A 23023-nucleotide genomic window follows, 5' to 3' on the forward strand; every position below is an offset into this window, starting at 1 on the left:
CATGCACGATGCTGAGATAAGGAAGGCTGAGATAAGCAACGCCGACATAAGGGCGGCGGGCAAAACGCCCGCGGTGCGCTTTGCCCCGGAACACAGTTCGCTGTGTCTCGAGAGGTTAACGCTGGCCTACGCCGGCAAACCGGCGCTGAATGACTTGACGCTGCAAATACCGCGCCACCGCATCACCGCGTTTATCGGCCCGTCGGGGTGTGGCAAGTCCACGCTGCTACGCGCGCTTAACCGGCTGCACGACCTCAATCCGGCGGTGACCCAGCAGGGCAGCATTACCTTTGAAGGTGAGGACATTCACGCGGCGCACACCAACGTGGCCGAGCTACGGCGGCGCATCGGCATGGTGTTTCAGACGCCGAATCCGTTTCCCCTGTCGATTTATGAAAACGTGGCATTCGGGCTGCGGCTGCAAAATCGTTTGAAAAAGCGCCAGCGCGACGACGTGATTGAATGGGCGCTACGCTCGGCGGCGCTGTGGGATGAAGTCAAAGACCGCCTGCATACGTCGGCCTGGCAGCTTTCCGGCGGCCAGCAGCAGCGTCTGGTGATCGCCCGCACGCTGGCGGTCAAACCCGACATTCTGCTGCTCGACGAGCCGGCCTCGGCGCTTGATCCGATTTCCACGCTCAAGATTGAAGAACTCATGGGCGACCTGAAACACCAGCTCACGCTGGTGCTGGTCACCCACAACATGCAGCAGGCCGCCCGCGTGTCCGACTACACAGCGTTTGTCGACAACGGCCGGCTGATCGAATACGGCACCACCGATGACATCTTTACCAACCCGCGCCTCCGGCGCACCGAAAACTACATTACCGGCCGCATGAACTAGCTACACAGCGACGCGCCCGGCGACGCCCCAAGGAGTGCTCATGGACATTACCCGCGACGTTCACAGTCAACATATTTCCCGCCAGTTCAATCAGGAACTGGAGGCGCTGAAAACCCACCTGATGACCATGGGTGGCCTGGTGGAAAAACAGCTCAAGGAGGCCATCATCGCGCTGGCCGAAGGCGACAGCAAGCTGGCCGCCTACGTGCGCGATAACGACGAAGCGGTCAACGCGCTGCAGCTCCAGCTCGACAACGAGTGCACCCGGATACTCGCACGCCGCCAGCCTGCCGCCTCCGATCTACGCCTGGTGCTGGCGGTCATCCGTGCGACTTCGGATCTGGAGCGTATCGGCGATGAAGCCAGCAAGATCGCGCGTAATGCCATTACCTTAAGCGAAAGCAATGAGGCGGTACGCGGCCTGATCGAAGTGCGCCATATCAGCGATCACGTGCGCCACATGCTGCGCGACGCGCTGACCGCCTTTGCCCGCTTTGATACCCAGCTGGCCGTTAGCGTGGTCCGTGAGGACGAGCTGGTCGATAACGAATACAGCAGCGCCATGCGCTCACTGGTCACCTTTATGGTCGAAGACCCGCGTTCGCTATCGTCGGTGCTTAACGTCATGTGGATATTGCGCGCGCTGGAGCGCGTGGGCGACCACGCCGATAACCTGGCCGAACACGTGGTCTATCTGGTCAAAGGCATGGATATTCGCCACAGCGACGCCGATACGCTGGAGCAGGTCAACGACGAGAATGCTTGACCCCTGAGCGTATTCGCCCTGCAATACGCGCTTTACGCCATCGTCATGAGGTCTTGCCATGCTCAATGCGTTTAGCGCCATCGTTGAGGGCACCCGCTGGGTTTATCGTCCCGGCCTTCGGCGCTATGTATTTTTGCCCATCGTTATCAATCTGATCGTTTACGTCGCGCTGTTGAGCGTGGTGATCAGCCGCTTCGAAGGCTGGCTGGCGCACTGGATGGGGCTGGTGCCCGGCTGGCTCGACTGGCTGTCGTGGCTGATCTGGCCGCTTTTCGTGCTGAGCCTGCTGGCGGTGATCTTTTTCACTTTTACGCTGGTGACCCAGCTGATCGCCGCGCCGCTGTACGGTTTTCTTGCCGCCAAGGTGGAGGTGGTCGCTACCGGCCGCGAACCGCTGGACGACCGCGGCCTGACCCGCACCGCGGTGGATGCGCTGGGCCGCGAACTGGTCAAGCTGGGGTATATTCTGCCCCGGGCGATGGTGCTGTTCATCATCAGCTGGATACCCGGCATCAACCTGTTTGCGCCGCTGTTATGGGCGCTGTTTTCCGCCTGGATGATGGCCATCAGCTACCTCGACTATCCCATGGATAACAACAAGGTGAGCTTTGCCGACATGCGCGGCAGACTCAAGCGCCGCTGGTGGCACAGCCTGAGCTACGGCGGCGCAGTGACGCTGATCACCTGGCTACCGCTGGCCAACCTGTTTTTGATTCCCGGCGCGGTGGCCGGCGCGGTGCTGATGTGGGACGCTCACTACCGCACGCCTTTACCCGTTAACAGGAATTCATCATGAGCATGAGCGACGGTGTGATGCAGAGCGCCGCCACAAGCGGCTAGGGGCGCAGCCGTACGGGCGCAAACGCGCAGCGAAACAGCGCCCCGGCGCCGGGGTGGGAGTCAATTTCGAGGTGGGCGTCGTGGCGCAGCAGCACGTGCTTGACGATGGCCAGCCCCAGCCCGGTGCCGCCGCTGGCCGTGCTGCGGCTTTTATCCACGCGATAAAAGCGCTCGGTCAGACGCGGAATATGCATCGGGTCGATCCCTTCGCCGTCGTCTTCCACCTCGATAAAGCCGCCGCTGGCATCGCTGCGCCAGCGCAGCACAATGCGGCTGCCCTCGGGGGTATAGCGCACGGCGTTGAAGGCCAGATTGGAGACCGCGCTTTGCAGCTCCGCCTCGCTGCCCAGCAGCGCCGCCCGGCCCGCTTCCCCGCGCTCAATCTCGACCTCAACCTCGATGACGTGGCGATCGCCGGAAAGCGCGCGCGCATCAAAGGCAATGCGCTCAAGCAGCGCCTCCGGCGCCAGCCGCGCGTGATCCTCCCCGCCCTGATCAATCTCCAGCCTTGAGAGCAGCAGCAGATCATTGACCAGATTCTGCATCCGTGACGCCTGCGCCTGCATCTGCCCGATGCCGCGCCCCAGACGTGGCGGCAGGGTGTCGGCCAGGTCGCCGTAGGTTTCCAGATACCCCGCCAGCACGGTCAGCGGGGTGCGCAGCTCGTGGGACACGTTGGCGACAAAGTCGCGGCGCATCTGCTCAAGGCGGTGCAGGCGGGTAATGTCCCGCGCCATCAGCAGCCGTTCGCCGTCGCCGTAGCGGGTCACCTGATATTCCAGAATGCAGCGCTCATCAATGGGGGAAATCAGGGTCAGCGGCTCGGCGTAGTCGCAGCCGGCAAAATAGCGCACAAAACGCGGGTCGCGCAGCAGGTTGGTGATGTGCTGGCCGCGGTCGTGGCCGGCTACCAGCCCGAGCATGTCGGTCGCGGCGCTATTCCACCATTGCATATCGCCGTGGCGGTCGAGCATCACCACGCTCTCGCGCAGGGCTTCGGACGACTGCTGAATTCGCTCGAGCCTGGCCTGCAGGCGGTTCTGGATCAGGTGCTGGGCTTTCTGGTAGCGGTACAGCCGGTCAAACAGCTCGCCCCACAGGCCGGGCGCCACCGGGGGCTCTGCCCGGGGAGTGCGGGTCAGCCAGCGGTACAGCGCGCGCAGGCGGATCAGGTGGATGGCAAGCGTAGCCCCCAGCCCAACGGCCAACCCCAGCGCCCAGGCTCCAAGCAGGCTGCCCAGCCCCACGCCCAGCGCGGCCAGCCCGGCCAGCTGCCAGAGTTCACGGCTCCACAGGCGCACGCGGCGTTATACCTGCGCGGAAAAGCGGTAGCCGGTGCCTCGCACCGTCTGCACCAGCGCCTGATGCGGCTGGCCAAGCGCCTTGCGCAGCCGACGGATGTGAACATCCACGGTGCGCTCTTCCACGTAAACGTTGCCGCCCCAAACCTGATCCAGCAGCTGGCCGCGGGTGTAAACGCGCTCCTGATGGGTGATGAAAAACTGCAGCAGGCGATATTCGGTGGGGCCCAGATCCAGCAGCTGGCCATGGATACTGACCCGGTGGCTGACCGGATCCAGCCGCAGGCCGTCGATCTCGATGGCGTCTTCCACGCCCTGGGGCGTAGTGCGGCGCAGCACCGCCTTGAGCCGGGCCACCAGTTCGCGGGGCGAGAAGGGCTTGGTGATGTAGTCGTCCGCGCCGGCCTCAAGCCCTTGAATCTTGTTATCTTCTTCGCTTTTGGCGGTCAGCATGATGATCGGCAGCTCGGCGGTGGCGGTATCACGCTTGAGCCGCCGGGCAAGCTCGATGCCGCTGGCGCCGGGCAACATCCAGTCAAGCAGCACCAGATCGGGGCGATGGTCAACGACCATGGCGTGGGCATCCTGGACGTTGTCGGCCTCCAGCACGCGGTAGTCGGCCATTTCCAGCGCCACGGCGATCATGTCGCGAATGGGGGCTTCGTCTTCAACGAGCAACACGGTCTTGGCGGTCATGCAAAACCCTCACGATGTTAATCAGACGGCGTTTAACGCCGCGATGACAGTAGCATGACGATCTCACCATGACTTGATGACAGGGGCATGACACCGTCGGTTTATCCCACGGCCGGCCACAGGCTCAGCGCAATGCCGGCGAAGACTAAAAGCCCCGACCAGAAGTTGTTCAAAAATCCCTGAAAGCAGCGCTCGCGGTCGCGCCCGCGAATCAGCCACTGCTGGTAGACAAAGGTCGCCGCCATGCCGGAAAGCCCCAGCCAGAAAAACCCGCCCGGGGCCAACCGCAGCCCCGCCCAGGCCAGACACCCCAGCGCGATCAGCTGAAACACGCCGATCATCAGCTTGTCGGCGCGGCCGAACAGCACGGCAGTGGATTTCACCCCGATCTTGAGATCGTCGTCGCGGTCGACCATGGCGTACTGGGTATCGTAGGCCACCGTCCACGCCACGTTGGCGGCGAAGAGCAGCCATGCCTCCACCGGTACGTGTCCCAGCACCGCTCCGTAGGCCATGGGAATCGCCCAGGAAAACGCCGCCCCCAGAAAGAACTGCGGAAGGTTGGTGTAACGCTTCATGAACGGGTAGATAAACGCCAGCACCACGCCGCCAAGCGACAGCAGAATGGTGAACAGGTTGGTCATCAGCACCAGAATGAACGCCACTACGACCAAGCCGACAAACAGCCCCTTGGCCTCATTCTCGCTGATGCGTCCGGTGGCCAGCGGGCGTTTTTTCGTGCGCTTGACGTGGCCGTCGACGTGGCGGTCGGCGTAGTCGTTGACCACGCAGCCGGCGGCGCGCATGACGTACACACCGGCCACGAAAATCAGCAGCACGCCGCGCCCCGGCACGCCGTCAGCGGCCAGCCACAGCGCCCAGAGCGTCGGCCACATCAGAAGCCAGGTGCCGATGGGGCGATCAAGCCGGGTCAGATGAAGAAAATCCGCTACCCGCGAAAACCCCGTTGGCCGCAACAAAGAACGATCCATGCCCTACCTCTTTATCAAAAATACGTCTGGATTGTGTCTGCACAGACCAGAGTTTGTGCGAAAAATCGTCGAGCGCAGGCATTTTTCGGACAAAGCCTAGCGTGACGGCAGGCCCAGTTCATCCGCCATCGCGGGGAGAAAATACTCCTGCACCAGCAGCGCCAGCCGGCCGTGGCGAAACACCGAACGCCGCCCCCAGAGGCTGTCCGCGGCGATAAAGCGCGGCAGATTGTCGGTAACTTCCAGCGGGCGGCGATCAAGCCCCGGCTGGCGGAACAGCCAGCTGCCCAGCGAGCGCTCGCCCAGCGCATATAAACGCTGGCCCCGCAGGGTGGCAAGCGGCGCCACCGAGCGCGCCACGACCCAGGGCGAACCGTCCAGGCACAGCGCGACTTCGCGCTGCCAGACATAGCGCTTGGCGTCGATACCCAGCGCGCGCGCCTCGTCGGCAAACGGATAGCCCACGCGTTGGCGCAGCAGGCGCACGCTAAAGCGCCGCGCACCGCCGGCGGCGATCAAGCGCGCGGTGAGCGAATCCGTCGATGCGACCCAGCGCCACCAGTGCGGCGACATTATTGGGCGGGCGGCGCTAACCGGCCGCCATGTTGGCATAACACGGCTGTTGATGGCGTTGGCTTGCAAAACGCGGCCTTCCACGACAGAAACGAAGGGCGCTAGTGTAACATGGGCCTATGAATACGCTTTTACCCAGACGCCGTGATTAACCTCAGGGGAATACATGCCCGCTCAACACGCCGACCTGGTGATTATCGGTACCGGCATGGCCGGGGTTGGCCTGGCCCGCGCGCTGCGCCGCGAAGGCGATACGCGAACGCTTGCGCTGATCAGCCAGGACGCCGGCGAGGCCTACAGCAAACCGCTGCTCTCCACCGGCTTCGCCAAGCGCTTGCCGCCGGACAGGCTCGCCCAGCGCAGCGCCGCCGCGCTTGCCGACGAGCTCGACGCCACGCTGTGGCCACGCACCGCGGTCATCGCCATCGACCCCGACGCGCGCCGGCTGACGCTCGCCCCGCGCGACGCGCACAATATGACCCTAAGCTTTAACGATCTGGTACTGGCCACCGGCGCCGCCCCGCGCCTGCCTTTCACCCTGCCGGCCGAGGCCGCCCCGCGCTGCTTTACGGTCAACGACCTTGACGACTACCGGCGCTTTTACTCAGCCCTGGGCGAGCACCCCGCGCGGGTCGCGGTGATCGGCGCGGGGCTTGTCGGCTGCGAGTTTGCCAACGACCTGCACGCCGGCGGCCATCAGGTCAGCCTGATCGCCCCGGAATCTACCCCGCTGCCGCGGCTTTTGCCCGAGCCGCTGGGCGAAGCGCTGGGCGAGGCCTTTAGCGCGGCGGGCATCGAGCTGGCCCTTGGCCGAACGCCCGAGCGCATCAGCATCGACGCCGACGACAACCTCGCCCTGAAACTCGACAACGGCGTCACCCTTCACGCCGACGTCGCCCTGCTAGCCACCGGCCTGGCCCCGCGCACCGAGCTTGCCGGCGCCTGCGGGCTTGAGGTGAGCGCCAGCGGCATAACCGTCGACCGCACGCTGGCTACCTCGCAGCCGCACATTTATGCGCTGGGCGACGCGGCCTGCATCGACGGCGTCAACGCCATGTACGTCCAGCCGCTGCAGGCAAGCGCCAGGGCGCTGGCCCAAACCCTGGGCGGCACGCCCACGCCGGTGCGCTTTGGCGCCTGGCCGGTGATCGTTAAAACGCCGCTGCTGCCGGTGGTGGCCTACCCACCGATTGCGCCCCCCGCGCGCTGGCGGATTGAGGCCGACGGCAGCGATATCAGTGCCCTGGCGGAAGACAAAAACGGTCGTTTGCTTGGTTTTGCGTTGACAGGCGGCTGCGTGAAAAGGAAAGTGGAGCTTTCCAGAGCGGCACCAGCGCTGCTAGGCTGATTTTGCCGCCGGCACCACCGCGGCGTACTTGATAGACCCGAGGTGCCGGATTACCCCACGCACCTGAAGAATACGTAGCTGATTAATACGTACCTGATTAACTCCAAGGGAGATACCTTATGCGCAAACCCGAACTGGCTGCCGCCATTGCCCAAAGCGCCGACCTGTCCAAAGACAAGGCCGGTCAGGTCCTCAACGTGATTCTTGATGAAATTACCCACAGCGTCGCCAAGGGTGACGACGTGGCGCTGATCGGTTTTGGTACCTTTACCGTTCGCGAACGTGCCGCACGTACCGGCAAGAACCCGCAGACCGGCGCCCCGCTGCAGATTCCGGCCAGCAAGAACGTAGCCTTTAAGCCGGGTAAAGCGCTCAAGGATGCGGTTTCCTGATGAAACTCAGGCTTGCGCTGTGGTTTCTGGGCGTGCTGCTCAAACGCGCGCTGCGCCGCAAGCCGCGCTTTATCGAGCAGCTGGAAAAAATGCGCGGCATGGACTTCGGGATTGCCACCGAGGATCTCTCCATTGCCCGCTACTATCGCATGTCGCCCGAGGGCATTCAGACGGACACGGGCCTGCCCACCGATCTGGATCTGGAGCTACGCTTTGCCGACGCACAATCAGCCCTCGCGGTGCTGAAAAAGCCCACGTCCAAGGCGTTTCTTGACGGCATGATGCAGGACAAGGTGCGTCTGGTCGGCGACTCGGCCGACATGACGCGGCTGCAAAAGCTGCTCAAGCACCTGTAACGGCCGGCCGTTGGCGCGCCAGTTGCGCGGCTGATCTCAAGCCCGCAGGTACGCATTTTACGCATAACGCCCCGCGGCATTGGGCGTAGAATGCTGACCTGTCGGGCTTTCTTGCCGGACGTTCTTGCCGGGCCTTCTTTCCGGACGTTCTGCCCGGTTTACGGTTTGCTAATGGCTGTCGCTCCCCATGACGCATCCTCTCCGCCGCCTCTGGACACTCAACGCCTTCGCCGACAGCCTGCGCGTGTGCATCGCCCTGAGCGCTGCGCTGGCGATCAGCCTGCTGCTGGGCCGCATTGGCCTGGTCATCCCCCTGTTTCTGGGCATTATTGCCTGCGCGCTAGCCGACACCGACGACGACTGGCAGGGGCGGCTACAGGCGCTTGGCGTCACCCTGGGCTGCTTTGTGCTGGCCTCCACGGTGGTGCAGTGGCTCTACCCCTGGCCGTGGCTGTTTGCCCCGGGGCTGTTTCTTTTCACCTTCGGCGTGATCATGCTCGGCGCGATCGGCCAGCGCTACGCCACCACCGCGCTGGGCACGCTGATTCTGGCGCTGTATGCCATGCTCAACCGCGAGCAGCACGGCGACGCGGCCGCCGCCCAGCAGCTGTTGCTGATTGCCGGCGCGGCCGGCTACGGGCTGATTTCAGTGATCTGGAGTGCGCTGTTCGCGCGCCAGCCGCTCAAGCAAAGCCTGGCCCGGCTATACAAGGCGCTGGGCAAGCTGCTGATGCTCAAGGCTGCGCTGTTCGAACCGGTGCGCGGCGCGGACATCGACGCCCGCCGGCTGGCCTTTGCGCACCGCAACGCCGACGTGCTGGCGGCCTTCCAGCAGACCAAGGAAATGCTTTTTCGCCGCCTTGAAGGCCGCCACGACGCACCCAAACTCAACCGCTACCTGCGGCTTTACTTCATCGCCCAGGATATTCACGAGCGCGCCTGCTCGACCCATTACCCTTACGACGCGCTGATGCGGGCGTTTTTTCACCACGACGTGCTGTTTCGCTGCCAGCGGCTGCTGGATCAGCAGGGGCTCGCCTGCCGCCGGCTGGCCAAGTCGCTGCTGCTCAACCGCACGTTTGATCACCACCAGAGCGAACAGGCGCTGACCGACCTGCACGCCTCAATTGAAAGCCTGTCCGAGCGTGGCCGGCAAGAATGGCAGCCGCTATTACCTCCGCTGAATGCCCTGGCAGACAACCTTGCCGCACTGGAAGCCCGGCTGGCCGACGCGCATAACCCCGAGGCGCTCGCCGACAGCCAGCTCCACGACCGCTCGCCGGCCACGCTGAAAGATGCCTGGCAGCGCGTGCGGCAAAGCCTGACGCCGGCCTCGCCCACGTTTCGCCACGCCGTGCGGCTGGCCACCGCGCTGACCGCGGGCTACGCGCTGGTGCAGTGGCTCGACCCGACCCAGGGCGTGTGGGTGTTGCTGACCACGCTGTTTGTCTGCCGCCCCAACTTTGCCGCCACGCGGCGGTTTCTCTACCGGCGGGTGGCGGGCACCGTAGCCGGGCTGGTGGCCGGCTGGGCGCTGATCAGCCTGTTTCCCGCACCCGGCATTCAAAGCCTGATTGCGGTGGCCGCCGGGGTGACGTTTTTTGCCAGCCGCGAGCGCTCCTACCTGCTGGCAACCGCCGCCATCACGCTGCTGGTGCTGTGCAGTTTCAATCAGGTGGGCGACGGCTTTGACCTGATCTGGCCGCGCCTGTTGGATACTCTGCTGGGGGCGCTGATCGCCGCGCTGGCGGTACGCTTTGTGCTGCCCGACTGGCAGCGGCGGCGGGTCTACGTCGAAGCCGCCACCCTGCTGGACAGCCAGCGCCGCTATCTGGCGGCGATTATCCACCAGTACGCGGCGGGCAAGCGGGATGACTTGGCGTATCGGCTGGCGCGGCGCAATGCCCACAGCGCCGATGCGGCATTCTCTACCCTACTGGGCGATATGCGCAACGAACCGGGGCACAAGCGCGACGCCGAGGCGGGAATGCGTTTCTGGCTGCTGGCCAACGCGCTGTTAAGCCATCTTTCCGCGCTGGGTGCCCACCGCGAACCGCTGGCGGAACACGCCGCGCTGGTGCCTATTGCCGAGCAGCTGGGCGAACGGCTGGAAGAACTGGGCAATGCCCTGGCCGCGCGCCGGCAGGCGCCTTCGCGGCCTCCGCCGTTGATCCCCACGGCCCCGTTTGAGCACGCCGACGCCGCCACCCAGCGCATGGTCAGCCAGCTTGAGCTGATCGCCGAACAGCTAGCGCCGCTGCACGAGGCCACCAACCGGCTGGTGGCCGACTAGACCTGCCCGTAGCGGCCGGCGGCGTCGCCCAGCCAACGGCGGATCAGCACCGCGGCGGTGTCGGCGTCGCCCTCTAGCGCCCGGGCCAGCGCGCTGACGCTGTCCAGCAGGTCGGCGTCGCGCTCCAAATCGGCGATTTTCATCTGCGCCAGCCCGGTCTGGCGAGTGCCCAACACTTCGCCCGGCCCGCGCAGTTCAAGATCTTTCTCGGCGATGCGAAAACCGTCGCTGGTCTCGCGCATCACGCCCAGGCGCTGGCGCGAACTATTCGACAGCGGCGGCGGGTAAAGCAGCACGCAAAAGCTTGCGGTGCTGCCGCGCCCCACGCGCCCGCGCAGCTGGTGCAGCTGCGAAAGCCCCAGCCGCTCGGGATTTTCAATCACCATCAGGCTGGCGTTGGGCACATCCACGCCCACTTCGATCACCGTGGTGGCCACCAGCAGATCCAGCTCGCCCTCTTTGAACGCGGCCATGACGGCGGCCTTTTCAGCGGCTTTCATACGCCCGTGGACCAGCCCGATGGCGAGCTCGGGCAGCGCCTCGGTGAGCTCTTCGCAGGTCACCTGCGCGGCCTGGCACTGCAGCGCTTCGGACTCTTCGATCAGCGTACACACCCAATACGCCTGACGGCCTTCGCCGCAGGCGCGCTCAATACGCTGCACCACTTCGGGGCGGCGCTCGTCGGAGACCACCACGGTCTTGACCGGCGTGCGCCCGGGCGGCAGCTCGTCGATCAGCGAGACGTCAAGATCGGCGTAGGCGCTCATCGCCAGCGTGCGGGGAATCGGCGTGGCGGTCATGATCAACTGGTGGGGTGTCAGCCCGCCGGCTTCGCCCTTTTCGCGCAGCGCCAGCCGCTGGTGAACGCCGAAGCGGTGCTGCTCGTCGATAATCGCCAGCCCCAGCCGCTGAAAATGCACGTCATTTTGAAACAGCGCGTGGGTGCCCACCACCATGCGCGCACGGCCGTCGGCAATGGCGGCCTTGGCGTCGAGCCGCGCCTTGCCCTTGAGCTTGCCGGCCAGCCACGCCACCTCGATTCCCAGCGGCTCGAACCACGCCTTGAACGAGCGGTAGTGCTGTTCGGCGAGAATTTCGGTGGGCGCCATGATCGCCGCCTGGCAGTTGCTTTCCAGCGCGGCGAGCGCGGCCATCGCCGCGACCACGGTTTTGCCCGAGCCGACGTCGCCCTGCACCAGCCGCAGCATCGGCGCGGGGCGGGCTAGATCGAGGGCGATTTCTTCCAGCACGCGCTGCTGGGCGCCGGTCAGCGCAAACGGCAGCTGGGCGAGAAAACGCGCCTGCAAGCCACGCCCGGCGGCAAGCACCGGCGCACCGTCCTGCTGAATCCGTAGCCGCACCTCGCGCAGGCTCAGCCGGTGGGCTAAAAGCTCCTCAAGCGCCAGCCGCCTTGTCGCCGGATGCTGGCCGGCGCCGAGCTGATCGATATTGGCGTCCGGCGGCGGGCGGTGCAAAAGCGTCAGGCTGGCGTGCAATCCCATCAGTGAAAATCGTTGGCGCAGGGCGTCAGACAGCACTTCGGGCAGCGCCTCAGGCTCGCGTTCCAGCAACCCCAGCGCCTGCTGCACCAGCGCGCGCAGGCGCGGCTGATTCAAGCCTTCGGTGGTCGGGTAAATCGGCGTGAAGTGCTCTTCCACAGATGCGTCTACCGGTGCGTCAGCACCGCCCGGGCCGTGCCCGATCAACGAGTACTCGGGGTGATACAGTTCAAGGCCGGTGGCGCCGGCGCGGGCTTCGCCAAAGGCGCGTACCCGCGCGCCCACGTGCAGCTGTTGCTGCTGGGCGGGGGCGAAGTGAAAAAACCGCAGGCTGACAATTCCGCTGGTGTCGCGCAAGCGCACCAGCAGGCTACGCCGGCGGCCCTTGACCACGTCGTTGGCGGTCACCTCGCCTTCGATCACCGCTTCCTGACCGGCGCGCAGCGTACCCATGGGCGTCAGCCGGGTGCGGTCCTGATAGCGCAGCGGCAGATGGAACAACAGGTCGCTGACGCGCTCGATACCCAGCCGCCCAAGCTTGATGGCCAGCGCCTCGCCGACGCCCTTGAGCGTAGTCACCGGTGCGTCGAGCGTGCTCATGCTACCTCGATTGCGCCGTTAACCGGCTGGCGGCAGCGCTCGGCGGCGCGGATCAGCGCCTCAATGGCTTTGGGCCGTGGAAAGCTCGCCCGCCAGGCGATGGCCACCGTGCGCGACGGCGCCGGCGGCGCGAACGGCCGGCTGATCAGCATCGAGTGCTCGTGGGTCTCGCTACCCAGCGCCGACTGCGGCAGCACGGTAATGCCCAGCTTAGAGGCGACCATGTGGCGGATGGTTTCCAGCGAGCCACCTTCGGCAATCAGGGTGTTGCTGGGGCTATTGAGCTTCTGGCTAATCGCCGGGCAGGCTTCCAGAATCTGGTCGCGGAAACAGTGGCCTTCGCCCAGCAGCAGCAGGCGCTCTTCGAGCAGGTCTTCCTTGTGGATGGTCTCACGCTCGGCCCAGCGGTGGCTGGCGGGCAGCAGCACCTCGAAGTTCTCTTCATAAATCGGCTTGGTCAGCACGTCGGTTTCGGTAAACGGCAGCGCGACGATAATCACGTCGAGCTCGCCGCTGCGCAGCTTGCCGCGCAGCGTGCCAGTCAGGCCTTCTTCGATGTACAGCGGCATTTGCGGCGCGGCATCGGCAAGCGCGGGGATCAAATGCGGGAACAGGTAGGGCCCGATGGTGTAGATCGCGCCGATGCGCAGCGGAGTCGCCAGCTGATCTTTCCCCTCGCTGGCCATGGCGTAAATCATGCTGCTCTGCTCCAGCACGCGCTGCGCCTGGGCGACGATTTTCTCTCCCAGCGGGGTGACCTGTACAGTAGATTTGGAACGTTCGAAAAGCGGCACGGCCAGCTCTTCTTCCAACTTTTTGACCGCGACCGAAAGCGTGGGCTGGGAGACGTGACAACGCTCGGCGGCGCGGCCGAAATGGCGTTCCTGAGCGAGGGTTACGATGTAGCGGAGTTCTGTTAGCGTCATAGCAGCGCCCTTGGCATCCTTTCGTGATAAACGCGTTGACGGTATCGCGAACCTGGTGATTGGTGTTAGCACTATGTATAAGGCATTCTAAATGAGAGAGGCCTTTGCTGATAGGGACGGTTTATCAACTGAGAACGCCGCTTGAACAAGCGCGTTTTCAACAGGAGTCAACAAGGTGAAACTAAGCGTACTGATTATCGGCTGTGGCGATATTGGCATCACGCTGGGGCGTGAACTGATTGCCGAGGGGCATCGCGTGATTGGCGTGCGCCGCCATACCGAGGCGCTGGCTGACACCGGCATTGAGCCGCTGGCGCTGGACTTGAACACGCTCGACGACAAAGGCGCTAAAGCGCTGCCCGAGGCGGATTACGTCGTTTACACCGTCAGCGCCGACCGCTTTGAGGAAAGCGCCTACCAGAGCGCCTATCCCGAGGGTCTGAAACGCGTGCTGGGCGTGCTCTCGAAGCACAAGACGCCGCCCAAGCGGGTGTTTTTTGTCTCGTCGACCAGCGTTTACGGCCAGCAGGAAGGCGAAGTGATCGACGAGCAGAGCCCCGCCAGCGCGCAGAGTTTTTCCGGCCTGCTGATGCGCGAAGCCGAGCAGGCGCTGCTGGATCACGCGCTTCCCGGCAGCGTGGTGCGTTTTTCGGGCATTTACGGCCCCGGGCGCGACCGCATGATCCGTCAGGTGGCCGAAGGCCGCGTGGCCGCGATCACCCCGGAGATCTATTCCAACCGCATTCACCGCGACGACTGCACCGGCATCCTGCACCACCTGATCAACCGTCACGAGCGCGGTGAGACGCTGGACCCCATCTATCTGGGCAGCGACAGCGAGCCCGCCACGCTGTACGCGGTGATGACCTGGCTTGCCGGCCAGCTCAAGGTCGAAGCCACCGAAACCATGCAGTCGCCCCTGCGCCGGCGCGCCAGCAAACGCTGCGACAACAGCCGGATTATCGCGAGCGGCTACGCCTTCCGCTATCCGAGCTTTCGCGAAGGCTACGCCCAGTTAATCAAGGAAGGCGGCTTTCTTACTGCGGTAAAGGCCTGATCTGCTAAAACTCAGTCGCCGATGACCATGACCGCTTCGGCTTCCACCTGGCTGCCTTTGGGCAGCGCTTTCACGCCGACGGCGGCGCGGGCAGGAAACGGCGCGGTGAAGAACTCCTCCATCACCGCGTTAACCGTGGCAAAGTGCTCAAGCTCGACCAGATAAAGGTTGAGCTTGACGATATCGCCCAGGCTGCCGGCGGCTTCTTCGCATACTGCCTTGAGGTTGGTGAATACCTGGCGTGTCTGAACTTCCACGTCGCCTTCCACCAGCGTCATGGTGGCCGGGTCGAGCGGAATCTGGCCGGACATGTACACGGTGTTGCCCGCCTTGATGGCCTGCGAATATGGGCCGATAGCGGCCGGCGCTTTCTGGGTATTGATCACTGCTTTATTGCTCATGTGAGCCGGTCTCCTGGGGTAGATGCCTTACCGGAAATGACGTATCGCGCAGTGGGTACGCCGCAAGAAAGAAAAAAGGCACACGGCGCCGGGCTACTGGCCCAGCCGGTAGATTTTTTCCACGCTGTGCAGATTGCGGAGGCGCTTGATGATGCGTGCCAGATGCACGCGGCCTTTCACCGACAGCGTCAGATTGACCGACGACAGCCGCGCGTCGCGCTCTTCGATGCCGATACGCTCGATGTTGGCATCGGCGTCGGTCACCAGGCCGGCAAGTTCGGCCACCAGCCCGCGATGGCTTTCGATTTCAATCCGCAGCGCGACGGGGAAGTCTTCATCGATGCTGTCTGACCACTCAAGCGTGAACAACTTATCGGGGTTATTTTTGTCGGTCAGGTTTTTGCATTCGGCGCGGTGCACCACCAGCCCCTTGCCGGCGGAAAGATGGCCTACCACGGCGTCGCCGGGCAGCGGGTGACAGCAGCGAGCGAAGTTGGTCACCATGCCTTCGCTGCCGCTGATCACCACCGGCTGCTGGCTTCGCGCTTCAGCGCCGCTGGGCGCACCTTGCCCGTCGACCAGATCAATCAGGTGGCGCGCCACCACGTAGGCCATATGCCGGCCCAGCCCGATGGACTCCAGCAGCGTCTCCTGATCGTCCATCTCCAGCTGGCTCAGCGCGCGCTCCATCACCTCGGCGTCAAGCTCTTCAACGCTGGTTTCAAACACCGACAGCGCCTTGTTCAACAGCCGGCGGCCCAGCTGCATGGCCTCTTTCTGCTGCTGATGTTTCAGCGCGTGGCGAATGGCCGAACGCGCCTTGGCCGTGCCCACGAAGTTGAGCCAGGCCACGTTGGGGCGCGCCGCCGGCGCGGTGATGATATCCAGCGTCTGGCCGCTTTCGAGCCGTGTGGAGAGCGGCGCCAGCTGACGGTCAATGCGACAGGCGATGCAGTTGTTGCCAATATCGGTATGCACGCTGTACGCGAAATCAATCACCGTCGCGCCCTGGGGCAGCTCCATGATGTCGCCTTTGGGCGTGAACACGTAGATATCATCGGGGAAAAGATCGTTTTTAACGTGCTCGATAAACTCCAGTGAATCGCCGGCGTTGCGCTGCATTTCCAGCAGCCCCTTGACCCAGGCACGGGCACGGGCGCGGCTGCCTTCGGCAATCGGGTGCTCGGTCTGGCCGGCCTTGTAAAGCCAGTGGGCGGCAATGCCGTTGTTGGCCATGGCCTCCATCTCGCGGGTGCGGATCTGCACCTCGATGGGCATGCCGCGGGGGCCAAACAGCGTAGTGTGCAGGCTCTGGTAGCCGTTGGCCTTGGGAATCGCGATGTAGTCCTTGAAGCGTCCGGGCACCGGCTTGTAGAGGTTGTGCACCACGCCCAGAATCCGGTAGCAGCTGGCGACGTCGTCGGTGACGATGCGAAACCCGAACACGTCCATGATCTCGGCGAACGGTTTGCGCTGGTCGCGCATCTTGCGATAGATCGACAACAGATGCTTTTGCCGCCCCATCGCCGTGCCGTTGAGCCCGTCGTCATCGAGGCTTTTTTGCAACGTGGTTTGCACCTGGCGCATGGCGCTGCGCCGGTTGCCGCTGGCGCTGACCACGGCGCGCTTGATGCGCTCGGCGCGCATCGGGTGAATCGCCTGAAACGACAGGTCTTCAAGCTCAATACGGATGGTGTTGATGCCCAGACGGCCGGCCACCCGAGCGTAGATCTCCAGCGTTTCCCGGGCGATGCGGCGCTTCTTGTCCGGCCGGAGCGCGCCGAGGGTGCGCATGTTGTGCAGCCGGTCGGCGAGCTTGACGATGATCACGCGGATATCCCGCGACATCGCCAGCACCATTTTCTGGAAGTTTTCCGCCTGGGCAACGGCTTTGTCTTCAAAGGCGATCTGGGTCAGCTTGGAGACGCCGTCGACCAGCTCGGCCACGGGCTTGCCGAACTGGGTTTCAATCGCCGGTTTGTCGACGCTGGTATCTTCGATGACGTCGTGCAGCATAGCGGCCATCAGGCTCTGATGATCCATGTGCATGTTGGCCAGAATATTGGCCACCGCCAGCGGGTGGGTCACATAGGCCTCGCCCGAGCGGCGGCGCTGGCCGTCGTGGGACTGTTCGGCGTAGTAAAAGGCGCGTTTGACCTGCTGAATCTCATCCGGGGGAAGATAGCCGCCAAGTCGATCCGCCAGGTCATCAATGGTAAACATTCGCCGCGCCTCTGTTGGGTGTCAGGGTTGCTGACCGCTTAGTCGTCGATGGGCATGCCGGCATCCATCGGGCGCGGGCGTACCGCCGCTTCGACCGGCTCGTCCAGCACGCTGCGATCGACCACGCCGGCGGCAATTTCACGCAGCGCCATGACGGTGGGCTTGTCGTTTTCCCACGGTAGCAGGGCATCGCGGGAGCCGCGCGCCAGCTGGCGCGAACGCTGGCTGGAAATCATCACCAGCTGAAAGCGGTTTTCCACATTTTCCAGACAATCTTCAACGGTAACACGGGCCATGAGCGTCTTCCTGTAAAAATAAGTGCGGCACCGGGCCGATGCTTACATCAGCCCGATGAAGAATAAAGAGGGTAGTGACAACCGAGTCGTGACAACCGGATCGTAAAACCCAGTTAAAAACTGACTAAAGCCAGCTAGACTACTCGACGCCGGTCAGCCATGACAAGCGCGCGGTTTACGACAGCAGCGCTTCAAGCAGCGGCGCGTGGCGCTCGCGGATCATCCCCGCGGTAAGCCGGCGGCTGAGAATCAGCGCGCGCAACTCTTCAAGGGCGGTGGTGAAGTCATCGTTGATCACGATGTAGTCGTATTCTTTGTGGTGCGACATTTCACTGACCGCATCCTGCATGCGCCGCTCGATGACCGCGTGGGCATCAGTGCCGCGCCCGGCCAGACGGCGTTCCAGCTCATCGCGCGAGGGCGGCAGAATGAAGATCGACACCGCCTCGGGCATCTGCTCGCGCACCTGCTGCGCGCCCTGCCAGTCAATCTCCAGAATCACGTCCTGACAGGCGTCGAGCCGCGCCTGCACCGCGCTTTTCGAGGTGCCGTAGTAGTTATCAAACACCTGGGCGTATTCAAAAAACTCGCCGCGCTCAACCATCGCCTCAAACTCGGCGGTCTGGGTGAAGTGGTAGTTAACCCCGTCAACCTCGCCTTCGCGGCGCGCGCGCGTGGTGTGCGAGACGGAGACCTGAATACCGCTCAGGTTTTCGATCAGCTCGCGCACCAGGCTGGTTTTACCGGCCCCCGACGGAGCAGAGACAACAAAAAGCGTACCTTGGGACATGACGCGCTTCCCTACCTTGGCGACGAAAAAGGATGAATGAAAGTTGATGCGATAACGCCGATGCGATAACCGAGCGATTATCGCATACCCGCTGTTTAGACAGTAGAGGCAGAACGGGTGAGCTCAGTCAGGCGGTAGCCGCAGAGCGGCCGCGTTTTTCCAGCCGCTGCCCCAGCGCAAACAGCACCAGCCCGCACAGCGCCAGCGCGGTGCCCACCAGACCGGTGCTCGACCAGCCCAGCTCCGCGCTGATGGCAAGCCCCGCCAGCCATGCGCCCAGCGCGTTGGCGCCGTTGAATGCCGCGTGGTTAAGCGAGGCCGCCATGGTCTGGGCGTCTTCCGCCACGTCCATCAGCCGGGTTTGCAGCGCCGGCGCCAGCGCAATGCTGGTGCCCACCAGCGCCACCGAGACCAGCCCCGTCCAGACGTTGCTGGCAGTAAAGTAAAACAGCCCCTGAATTACCGCGCACCACACCAGAATGACCGGGATCGCGCGCATCAGGTTTTTATCCGCGGCGCGCCCGCCCACCACGTTGCCCAGCAAGGTGCCCAGCCCGAACACCACCAGCACCAGCGGCCCCAGCGCCTCGTTCATGCCCGCCTGATGGGTGAGCGTGGGCATCACGTAGCTGAAAATCGCGAACATGCCGCCGCAGCCGAAGCAGGCCACTGCCAGCGTCATCAGCACCCGCGACTTGAACAGCGCCGACAGCTCGCGCAGCGGGCTGGCCAGCGCATCCACCGGCTGCACCGGCACCCACAGGCGGATGCACAGCGCGGTTATCAGCGCGTTGACCCCGACCGCAGCAAAGGCAATTTGCCAGCCAAACAGATTGCCCGCCCAGGTGCCCAGCGGCGCGCCGATCAAAATCGCCACCGTTAACCCCAGCATCACCCGCGAGACCGCACGCGCGCGCTGATCAACGGGCACCGCGCCTGCGGCCACCAGCGCGGCCACGCCAAAATAGGCGCCGTGGGGCAGGCCGGCGAGAAAACGCAGCCCGACAAACGAGGCAAACCCCGGCGCCATGGCGCTGGCCACGTTACCCAGCGCGAACATCAGCATCAGCGCGATCAGCAGCCCGCGTCGAGGCGCCCGGGCGGCCAGCGAGGCAATCAACGGCGCACCCACCACCACCCCCAGCGCGTAGCTGCTGATCGCATAGCCCGCCTGCGGCACGCTCACTGCCAAATCGTCCGCCACGCGGTTCATCAGCCCCATAATGACAAACTCGCTGGTGCCGATACCAAACCCGCCCAGCGCTAATGAAAACTCCGCCAGCCGAGGATGACGCGCCCGCTCGGGCGTTGACTGCTGCATGATGACTCCTGAACGATGGATATGACGGACGTTAACGAACCGAGGAAAATACCATGCCTCAAGACACACTGGAAAACGCCATGCAGTCACTTGCCGAACAGGATGCCGATATTGCCTGCGTGCTGCCGCAGGTTGGCGCGCCAGCGCCGCGCCCGCGCGACAAGGGTTTTGCCACGCTGTTTACCACGATTGTCAGCCAGCAAATTTCCACCGAAGCCGCGCGTGCAATCATGGGCCGCATCAACGCGCAGCTGCCCGCGCTAACCGCCAGCGCCGTTGCGGCCATCGACGGCCAGGCGCTGCGCGATGCGGGGCTTTCGTGGCGCAAAGTGGAATATGCCCAGGGGCTGGCCGAGGCCGAGCTCGCCGGCACCTTCAACGCCGACGCACTGGATGCCATGAACGATGCCGACGCCATCGCCGCGATTACCGCGCTGCGCGGGTTTGGCCGCTGGAGCGCGGAGATTTACCTGATGTTCTCGCTCGGGCGCAGCGATATTTTCCCCGCCGACGACCTGGCGCTGCGCGTGGCGCTGGGCCGGCTCAAAGGGCTGGATGAAAAACCTACCCCCGCCCAGGCACGCCGCATGGTCGAGCACTGGGCACCCCAGCGCAGCGCCGGCGCGCTGTTTTTATGGCACTACTATCGCGGTGCTCCCGCCTAGCGGAACAGCGTGCAAAAGCCAAAGGTTTAAAAGCCAAAGTCCGCCTGACCCACGGCCAGCAGAAACAGCGCAATCACCGCAAAGTGGCCGGGATACCAGGCCAGCCACATCCGCCGCGGCATCAGCCAGGGTGACTTGGGCAGCAGCGCGCTAGCACCCGCCGCCAGCAGCAGCACGCAAAGCGCGGTGACCACGGTAAACGATTTGGCCATATCGGAGCTGTTCATCATGCCGGCCACTGCCAATATCGGCAGGCAAGCGGCAACCGCCGTCAGACGCTCCGAAAGCGCCGGTCCGCTGCGGAAAAGCGGGCCAATTGCCAGCATGAAAAACGGCACCAGCAACAGCCCCAAGTGGGAGTATTCCACCCACGGCCCTATCAGATACCACGCGCCCACCACCAGCGCCGCCTCAATCACCAGCCGCCCGGCGGGCGCGGTGCGCTGCTGCAAGCGTTCCGGCAACCGCACCAGCCAAGCACCGGCCAACAGCCCCAGTCCCAGGGTAAAACAGATATTGAACTGCACCAGCGCTTCGCGCGGCATCAACTGGTAAGGCAGCTGCGCGACCACGCCGATCACCATCACCCGGCGGGCATAGCGTACGGGGTTACGCGTATTAAACAGCCCGTGCCAGGCCACCATGCCGGCAAACAGCGGAAAGGCAATGCGCCTGACGCTGCTATCGACCCAGCCAAGCCCCCAGCTGTCAGCGGCCATATAGCGCGCCACGTGATCGAGCGTCATGGTAACCAGCGCCAGCCACTGCCCCCAGCTCGCCCAGTCGGACGACGGGCGCGCAGCGCGAGCGGGTGAAACGGCGGTAGCAGTCGTCATCGTGAATCTCTATGGGAAACGTGACCCGATAGACTCCCCACCAGCGGGCGGGTTCCCAGCTACAGCCATGCATAGCGCCCGCTAGCCTCTCAGGCGAATATAAACCACAATCGGTGCTTATTTTGCTATGAAAAATCCCAAGGAGACTGAGTTGACCACCGATCGTTACCAACAAGGCATGGATAAGCTGAAAGAGTTGACCACCCCCGACGAAAACAACCCCACAGGGCATATGGAAGTGGGCGAAAGCTTCAAGGATATTGCCCCCGACCTGACCCAGATGGTGGTGGAGTTTGCCTTTGGCAACGTCTATTCACGCCCCGGCCTCGACAACAAACAAAAAGTGCTAACCACCATTTCAGCGCTGGTGGCCCAGGGCACGCCGCAGATCGGCATGCACGTAATCACCGGCCTGAAGGTTGGCCTGACCCCCGATGAAATTGCCGGCTGCATCATGCACCTGATCCCCTACGTGGGATTCCCGCGTTCCCTGAGCGCGCTGAAGGTGGCCCAAGACGTCTTTGCCGAACAAGGCGTGGCGATTAGTGAAGAGATGGCGGAGCAGTTGAAGAACCGCTAGAGCAGCGGTAACTATAATTCCTCTTGGTAAACCTGCCCGATAGGCTATACGCCGCCGGGCAGGTTTGTAAGTATTCACAACTATCACTTCTCTCACCCCCACGCGACAATAAAAAAATACTGCTTCATCTGTGCCGTACCAAAAGCGCGGTGACTGGTGCCATACCTCCAAACTATACTTATTTTTAATTAACCAAAAACTATATTGCCATAGCCGTGAAATACAATATTAATAATATACGCATGCGTACTCCAGCCAATAAGCACGCGTGCAGGCTGACATCCGTTAGATAATAAAAAGGAAAGTAATAATGAAAAAACTTTTACTTGCTTCGACAGTTCTGTCCTTAAGCATTTTCAACATGGCGAATGCGGACGACTACATATACGGTCAATCGGGCACAACCTACCATAAAATCGGTAGCACAACGATTGGATCTGATGGTTCAAGCCGTCATCGCATTGGTAATACCACGGTTGGCTCTGATGGAAGAAGCTCAACCAGAATAGGAAATAGTACGATACGCTCTAATGGGTCATCGTCTTCCAAAATCGGCAATACGCGATTAAACTCTGATGGATCATCCGTCACTAGAATCGGAAATTCTGTAGTAAACTCAAATGGATCCATATGCACAAAAGTTGGCTCAATGACTGTCTGCAATTAAGGTCTAAAAAGCCGCTGTAGTTGGCCGTCCCAAGCGCTGCTGCGCTCTAGCATCAACCTTTCCTAATTATAGGCTCTTGGCCGGAAGCTGCCCGGCGTGCCAGGCAGCTACTGAGTCAGTCGGAATAACGGACTGCTTTATACTAAAATACACTGCCCGAAAGCAGTGCTAATTTTCATATTATATTTTACCAAGATATTGCATTTTATCGCGCATGTGTCGAGGAACATCCTCGATCATGACCAACGTAATTTCAGATTCACTCTCGGAATTAATAGCAACACTGTCCCCCAGCGTAGCATTAAGCGTATCGGGAGTAAGGTTATACATTGCGCCAGTCAGCGGATCGACAATGAGCCAGCCAATGAGACCACCAAAAATAATGTTACCGCCAATGTACCAACCATTGACAGAAGAGTTTATTTTCATGGAACGACTTTCATAACCATCTTTTGAAATTTCGACGGTATAGGTCTTGCCACTAAAATAACCAGCAGATTTTTTCAACGTTACCGTGGCAGGCGTAGTCCCTGCGTGCACTTCCGTGCTACGTTCATCGGTAATCAACAGCTGTGCATTACTTGGGCTGCTATTAATAGTGACTGCTTGTTCTTTATCACCAACAATAGTGGCACAGCCACCCAGCATTGATATAGCTGCAATAGCAGCTGTTATTTTTAGCAATTTCATAAAGATCCCTGATAATCCTTTAAAATATTGATACTTTCATGTCGCCATTCTTTTTCTGTTTACTTGATGAT

At 62.6% G+C, this 23023-nt stretch carries 23 protein-coding genes; 10 read left to right on the forward strand and 13 right to left on the reverse strand.

From position 1 onward, the window contains the following. Position 1 precedes the first annotated feature (1 nt). The 3 genes from pstB to cysZ are packed head-to-tail and all read left to right on the forward strand — an operon-like array spanning position 2 to position 2406. The gene (gene pstB / locus B5495_RS09100) at positions 2 to 844 is read left to right on the forward strand and encodes a phosphate ABC transporter ATP-binding protein PstB (protein ID WP_079553128.1); all 843 of its coding nucleotides are present in this window, start codon (positions 2 to 4) and stop codon (positions 842 to 844) included. 40 nt (positions 845 to 884) lie between these two features. After that, a complete protein-coding gene (gene phoU / locus B5495_RS09105; RefSeq protein WP_079553130.1) occupies positions 885 to 1610 on the forward strand; it encodes a phosphate signaling complex protein PhoU in 726 nt (241 codons plus the stop codon). A gap of 58 nt (positions 1611 to 1668) precedes the next feature. After that, complete coding sequence (cysZ, locus tag B5495_RS09110) at positions 1669 to 2406, forward strand: sulfate transporter CysZ (protein WP_079553132.1); 738 nt, start codon at positions 1669 to 1671, stop codon at positions 2404 to 2406. Positions 2407 to 2446: 40 nt separating this feature from the next. Here cysZ and phoR read toward each other — a convergent pair whose 3' ends face one another. The 4 genes from phoR to B5495_RS09130 form a co-directional block, all read right to left on the reverse strand. Continuing rightward, positions 2447 to 3751, reverse strand: coding sequence for a phosphate regulon sensor histidine kinase PhoR (phoR, locus tag B5495_RS09115; protein WP_079553134.1), 1305 nt, complete (start codon positions 3749 to 3751; stop codon positions 2447 to 2449). Between the two features lie 6 nt (positions 3752 to 3757). Then, the gene (gene phoB / locus B5495_RS09120) at positions 3758 to 4447 is read right to left on the reverse strand and encodes a phosphate regulon transcriptional regulator PhoB (protein ID WP_079553136.1); all 690 of its coding nucleotides are present in this window, start codon (positions 4445 to 4447) and stop codon (positions 3758 to 3760) included. A gap of 101 nt (positions 4448 to 4548) precedes the next feature. After that, positions 4549 to 5439, reverse strand: coding sequence for a 4-hydroxybenzoate octaprenyltransferase (ubiA, locus tag B5495_RS09125; RefSeq protein WP_079553138.1), 891 nt, complete (start codon positions 5437 to 5439; stop codon positions 4549 to 4551). A gap of 96 nt (positions 5440 to 5535) precedes the next feature. After that, positions 5536 to 6051 (reverse strand): chorismate--pyruvate lyase family protein, encoded by a 516-nt coding sequence (locus B5495_RS09130; RefSeq protein ID WP_079555009.1) that lies wholly within the window; start codon positions 6049 to 6051, stop codon positions 5536 to 5538. A gap of 127 nt (positions 6052 to 6178) precedes the next feature. On the opposite strand from B5495_RS09130, the gene B5495_RS09135 reads away from it, so the two are divergent. The 4 genes from B5495_RS09135 (at position 6179) to yccS (ending at position 10401) form a co-directional block, all read left to right on the forward strand. Next, positions 6179 to 7360: an NAD(P)/FAD-dependent oxidoreductase gene (locus B5495_RS09135; RefSeq protein ID WP_079553139.1), complete on the forward strand. Its 1182-nt coding sequence runs from the start codon at positions 6179 to 6181 to the stop codon at positions 7358 to 7360. 119 nt (positions 7361 to 7479) lie between these two features. Then, positions 7480 to 7752: an HU family DNA-binding protein gene (locus B5495_RS09140; protein ID WP_079553141.1), complete on the forward strand. Its 273-nt coding sequence runs from the start codon at positions 7480 to 7482 to the stop codon at positions 7750 to 7752. Next, on the forward strand, positions 7752 to 8108 hold the full coding sequence (locus tag B5495_RS09145; RefSeq protein ID WP_079553143.1) for a hypothetical protein: 357 nt from the start codon (positions 7752 to 7754) through the stop codon (positions 8106 to 8108). Before B5495_RS09140 ends, B5495_RS09145 begins: the two co-directional genes overlap by 1 nt. A gap of 187 nt (positions 8109 to 8295) precedes the next feature. Beyond that, positions 8296 to 10401, forward strand: a complete 2106-nt coding sequence (gene yccS / locus B5495_RS09150; protein ID WP_079553144.1) for a YccS family putative transporter — start codon at positions 8296 to 8298, stop codon at positions 10399 to 10401. On the opposite strand, the gene recG is transcribed toward yccS, so the two are convergent. Both recG and B5495_RS09160 read right to left on the reverse strand, forming a co-directional pair. Continuing rightward, a complete protein-coding gene (recG, locus tag B5495_RS09155) occupies positions 10398 to 12500 on the reverse strand; it encodes an ATP-dependent DNA helicase RecG (protein WP_079553146.1) in 2103 nt (700 codons plus the stop codon). The two genes, yccS and recG, sit on opposite strands and share 4 nt — an antisense overlap. Then, complete coding sequence (locus tag B5495_RS09160) at positions 12497 to 13426, reverse strand: hydrogen peroxide-inducible genes activator (RefSeq protein ID WP_079553148.1); 930 nt, start codon at positions 13424 to 13426, stop codon at positions 12497 to 12499. The genes recG and B5495_RS09160 overlap by 4 nt, the downstream gene beginning before the upstream one ends. Positions 13427 to 13601: 175 nt before the next feature. Here B5495_RS09160 and B5495_RS09165 point away from each other — a divergent pair, with 175 nt between their 5' ends. Beyond that, entirely contained in the window at positions 13602 to 14483 is an 882-nt protein-coding gene (locus B5495_RS09165) for an SDR family oxidoreductase (RefSeq protein ID WP_079553149.1), read from the forward strand. Between the two features lie 11 nt (positions 14484 to 14494). On the opposite strand, the gene B5495_RS09170 is transcribed toward B5495_RS09165, so the two are convergent. From B5495_RS09170 to B5495_RS09190, 5 genes are all read right to left on the reverse strand, one after another. Further along, a complete protein-coding gene (locus B5495_RS09170; protein WP_079553151.1) occupies positions 14495 to 14884 on the reverse strand; it encodes a RidA family protein in 390 nt (129 codons plus the stop codon). A gap of 93 nt (positions 14885 to 14977) precedes the next feature. After that, complete coding sequence (locus B5495_RS09175; RefSeq protein WP_079553152.1) at positions 14978 to 17107, reverse strand: RelA/SpoT family protein; 2130 nt, start codon at positions 17105 to 17107, stop codon at positions 14978 to 14980. A gap of 38 nt (positions 17108 to 17145) precedes the next feature. Continuing rightward, positions 17146 to 17403, reverse strand: a complete 258-nt coding sequence (rpoZ, locus tag B5495_RS09180) for a DNA-directed RNA polymerase subunit omega (RefSeq protein ID WP_079553154.1) — start codon at positions 17401 to 17403, stop codon at positions 17146 to 17148. Positions 17404 to 17578: 175 nt separating this feature from the next. Next, complete coding sequence (gene gmk, locus B5495_RS09185; RefSeq protein WP_079553156.1) at positions 17579 to 18193, reverse strand: guanylate kinase; 615 nt, start codon at positions 18191 to 18193, stop codon at positions 17579 to 17581. A gap of 127 nt (positions 18194 to 18320) precedes the next feature. Then, entirely contained in the window at positions 18321 to 19514 is a 1194-nt protein-coding gene (locus B5495_RS09190; protein ID WP_079553158.1) for an MFS transporter, read from the reverse strand. Between the two features lie 53 nt (positions 19515 to 19567). Between B5495_RS09190 and B5495_RS09195 the strand changes: the two genes are divergently transcribed. Then, positions 19568 to 20179: a DNA-3-methyladenine glycosylase family protein gene (locus B5495_RS09195; RefSeq protein ID WP_079553159.1), complete on the forward strand. Its 612-nt coding sequence runs from the start codon at positions 19568 to 19570 to the stop codon at positions 20177 to 20179. Positions 20180 to 20205: 26 nt separating this feature from the next. Here B5495_RS09195 and B5495_RS09200 read toward each other — a convergent pair whose 3' ends face one another. Then, on the reverse strand, positions 20206 to 21015 hold the full coding sequence (locus tag B5495_RS09200; RefSeq protein ID WP_079553161.1) for a TraX family protein: 810 nt from the start codon (positions 21013 to 21015) through the stop codon (positions 20206 to 20208). 151 nt (positions 21016 to 21166) lie between these two features. On the opposite strand from B5495_RS09200, the gene B5495_RS09205 reads away from it, so the two are divergent. Further along, positions 21167 to 21595, forward strand: a complete 429-nt coding sequence (locus tag B5495_RS09205; RefSeq protein WP_154045254.1) for a carboxymuconolactone decarboxylase family protein — start codon at positions 21167 to 21169, stop codon at positions 21593 to 21595. Positions 21596 to 22442: 847 nt separating this feature from the next. On the opposite strand, the gene B5495_RS09215 is transcribed toward B5495_RS09205, so the two are convergent. Next, the gene (locus B5495_RS09215; RefSeq protein WP_079553164.1) at positions 22443 to 22952 is read right to left on the reverse strand and encodes a hypothetical protein; all 510 of its coding nucleotides are present in this window, start codon (positions 22950 to 22952) and stop codon (positions 22443 to 22445) included. Positions 22953 to 23023 lie beyond the last annotated feature (71 nt).

Origin of the sequence: Vreelandella subglaciescola, assembly GCF_900142895.1 — a bacterium.
GTDB lineage: Bacteria > Pseudomonadota > Gammaproteobacteria > Pseudomonadales > Halomonadaceae > Vreelandella > Vreelandella subglaciescola.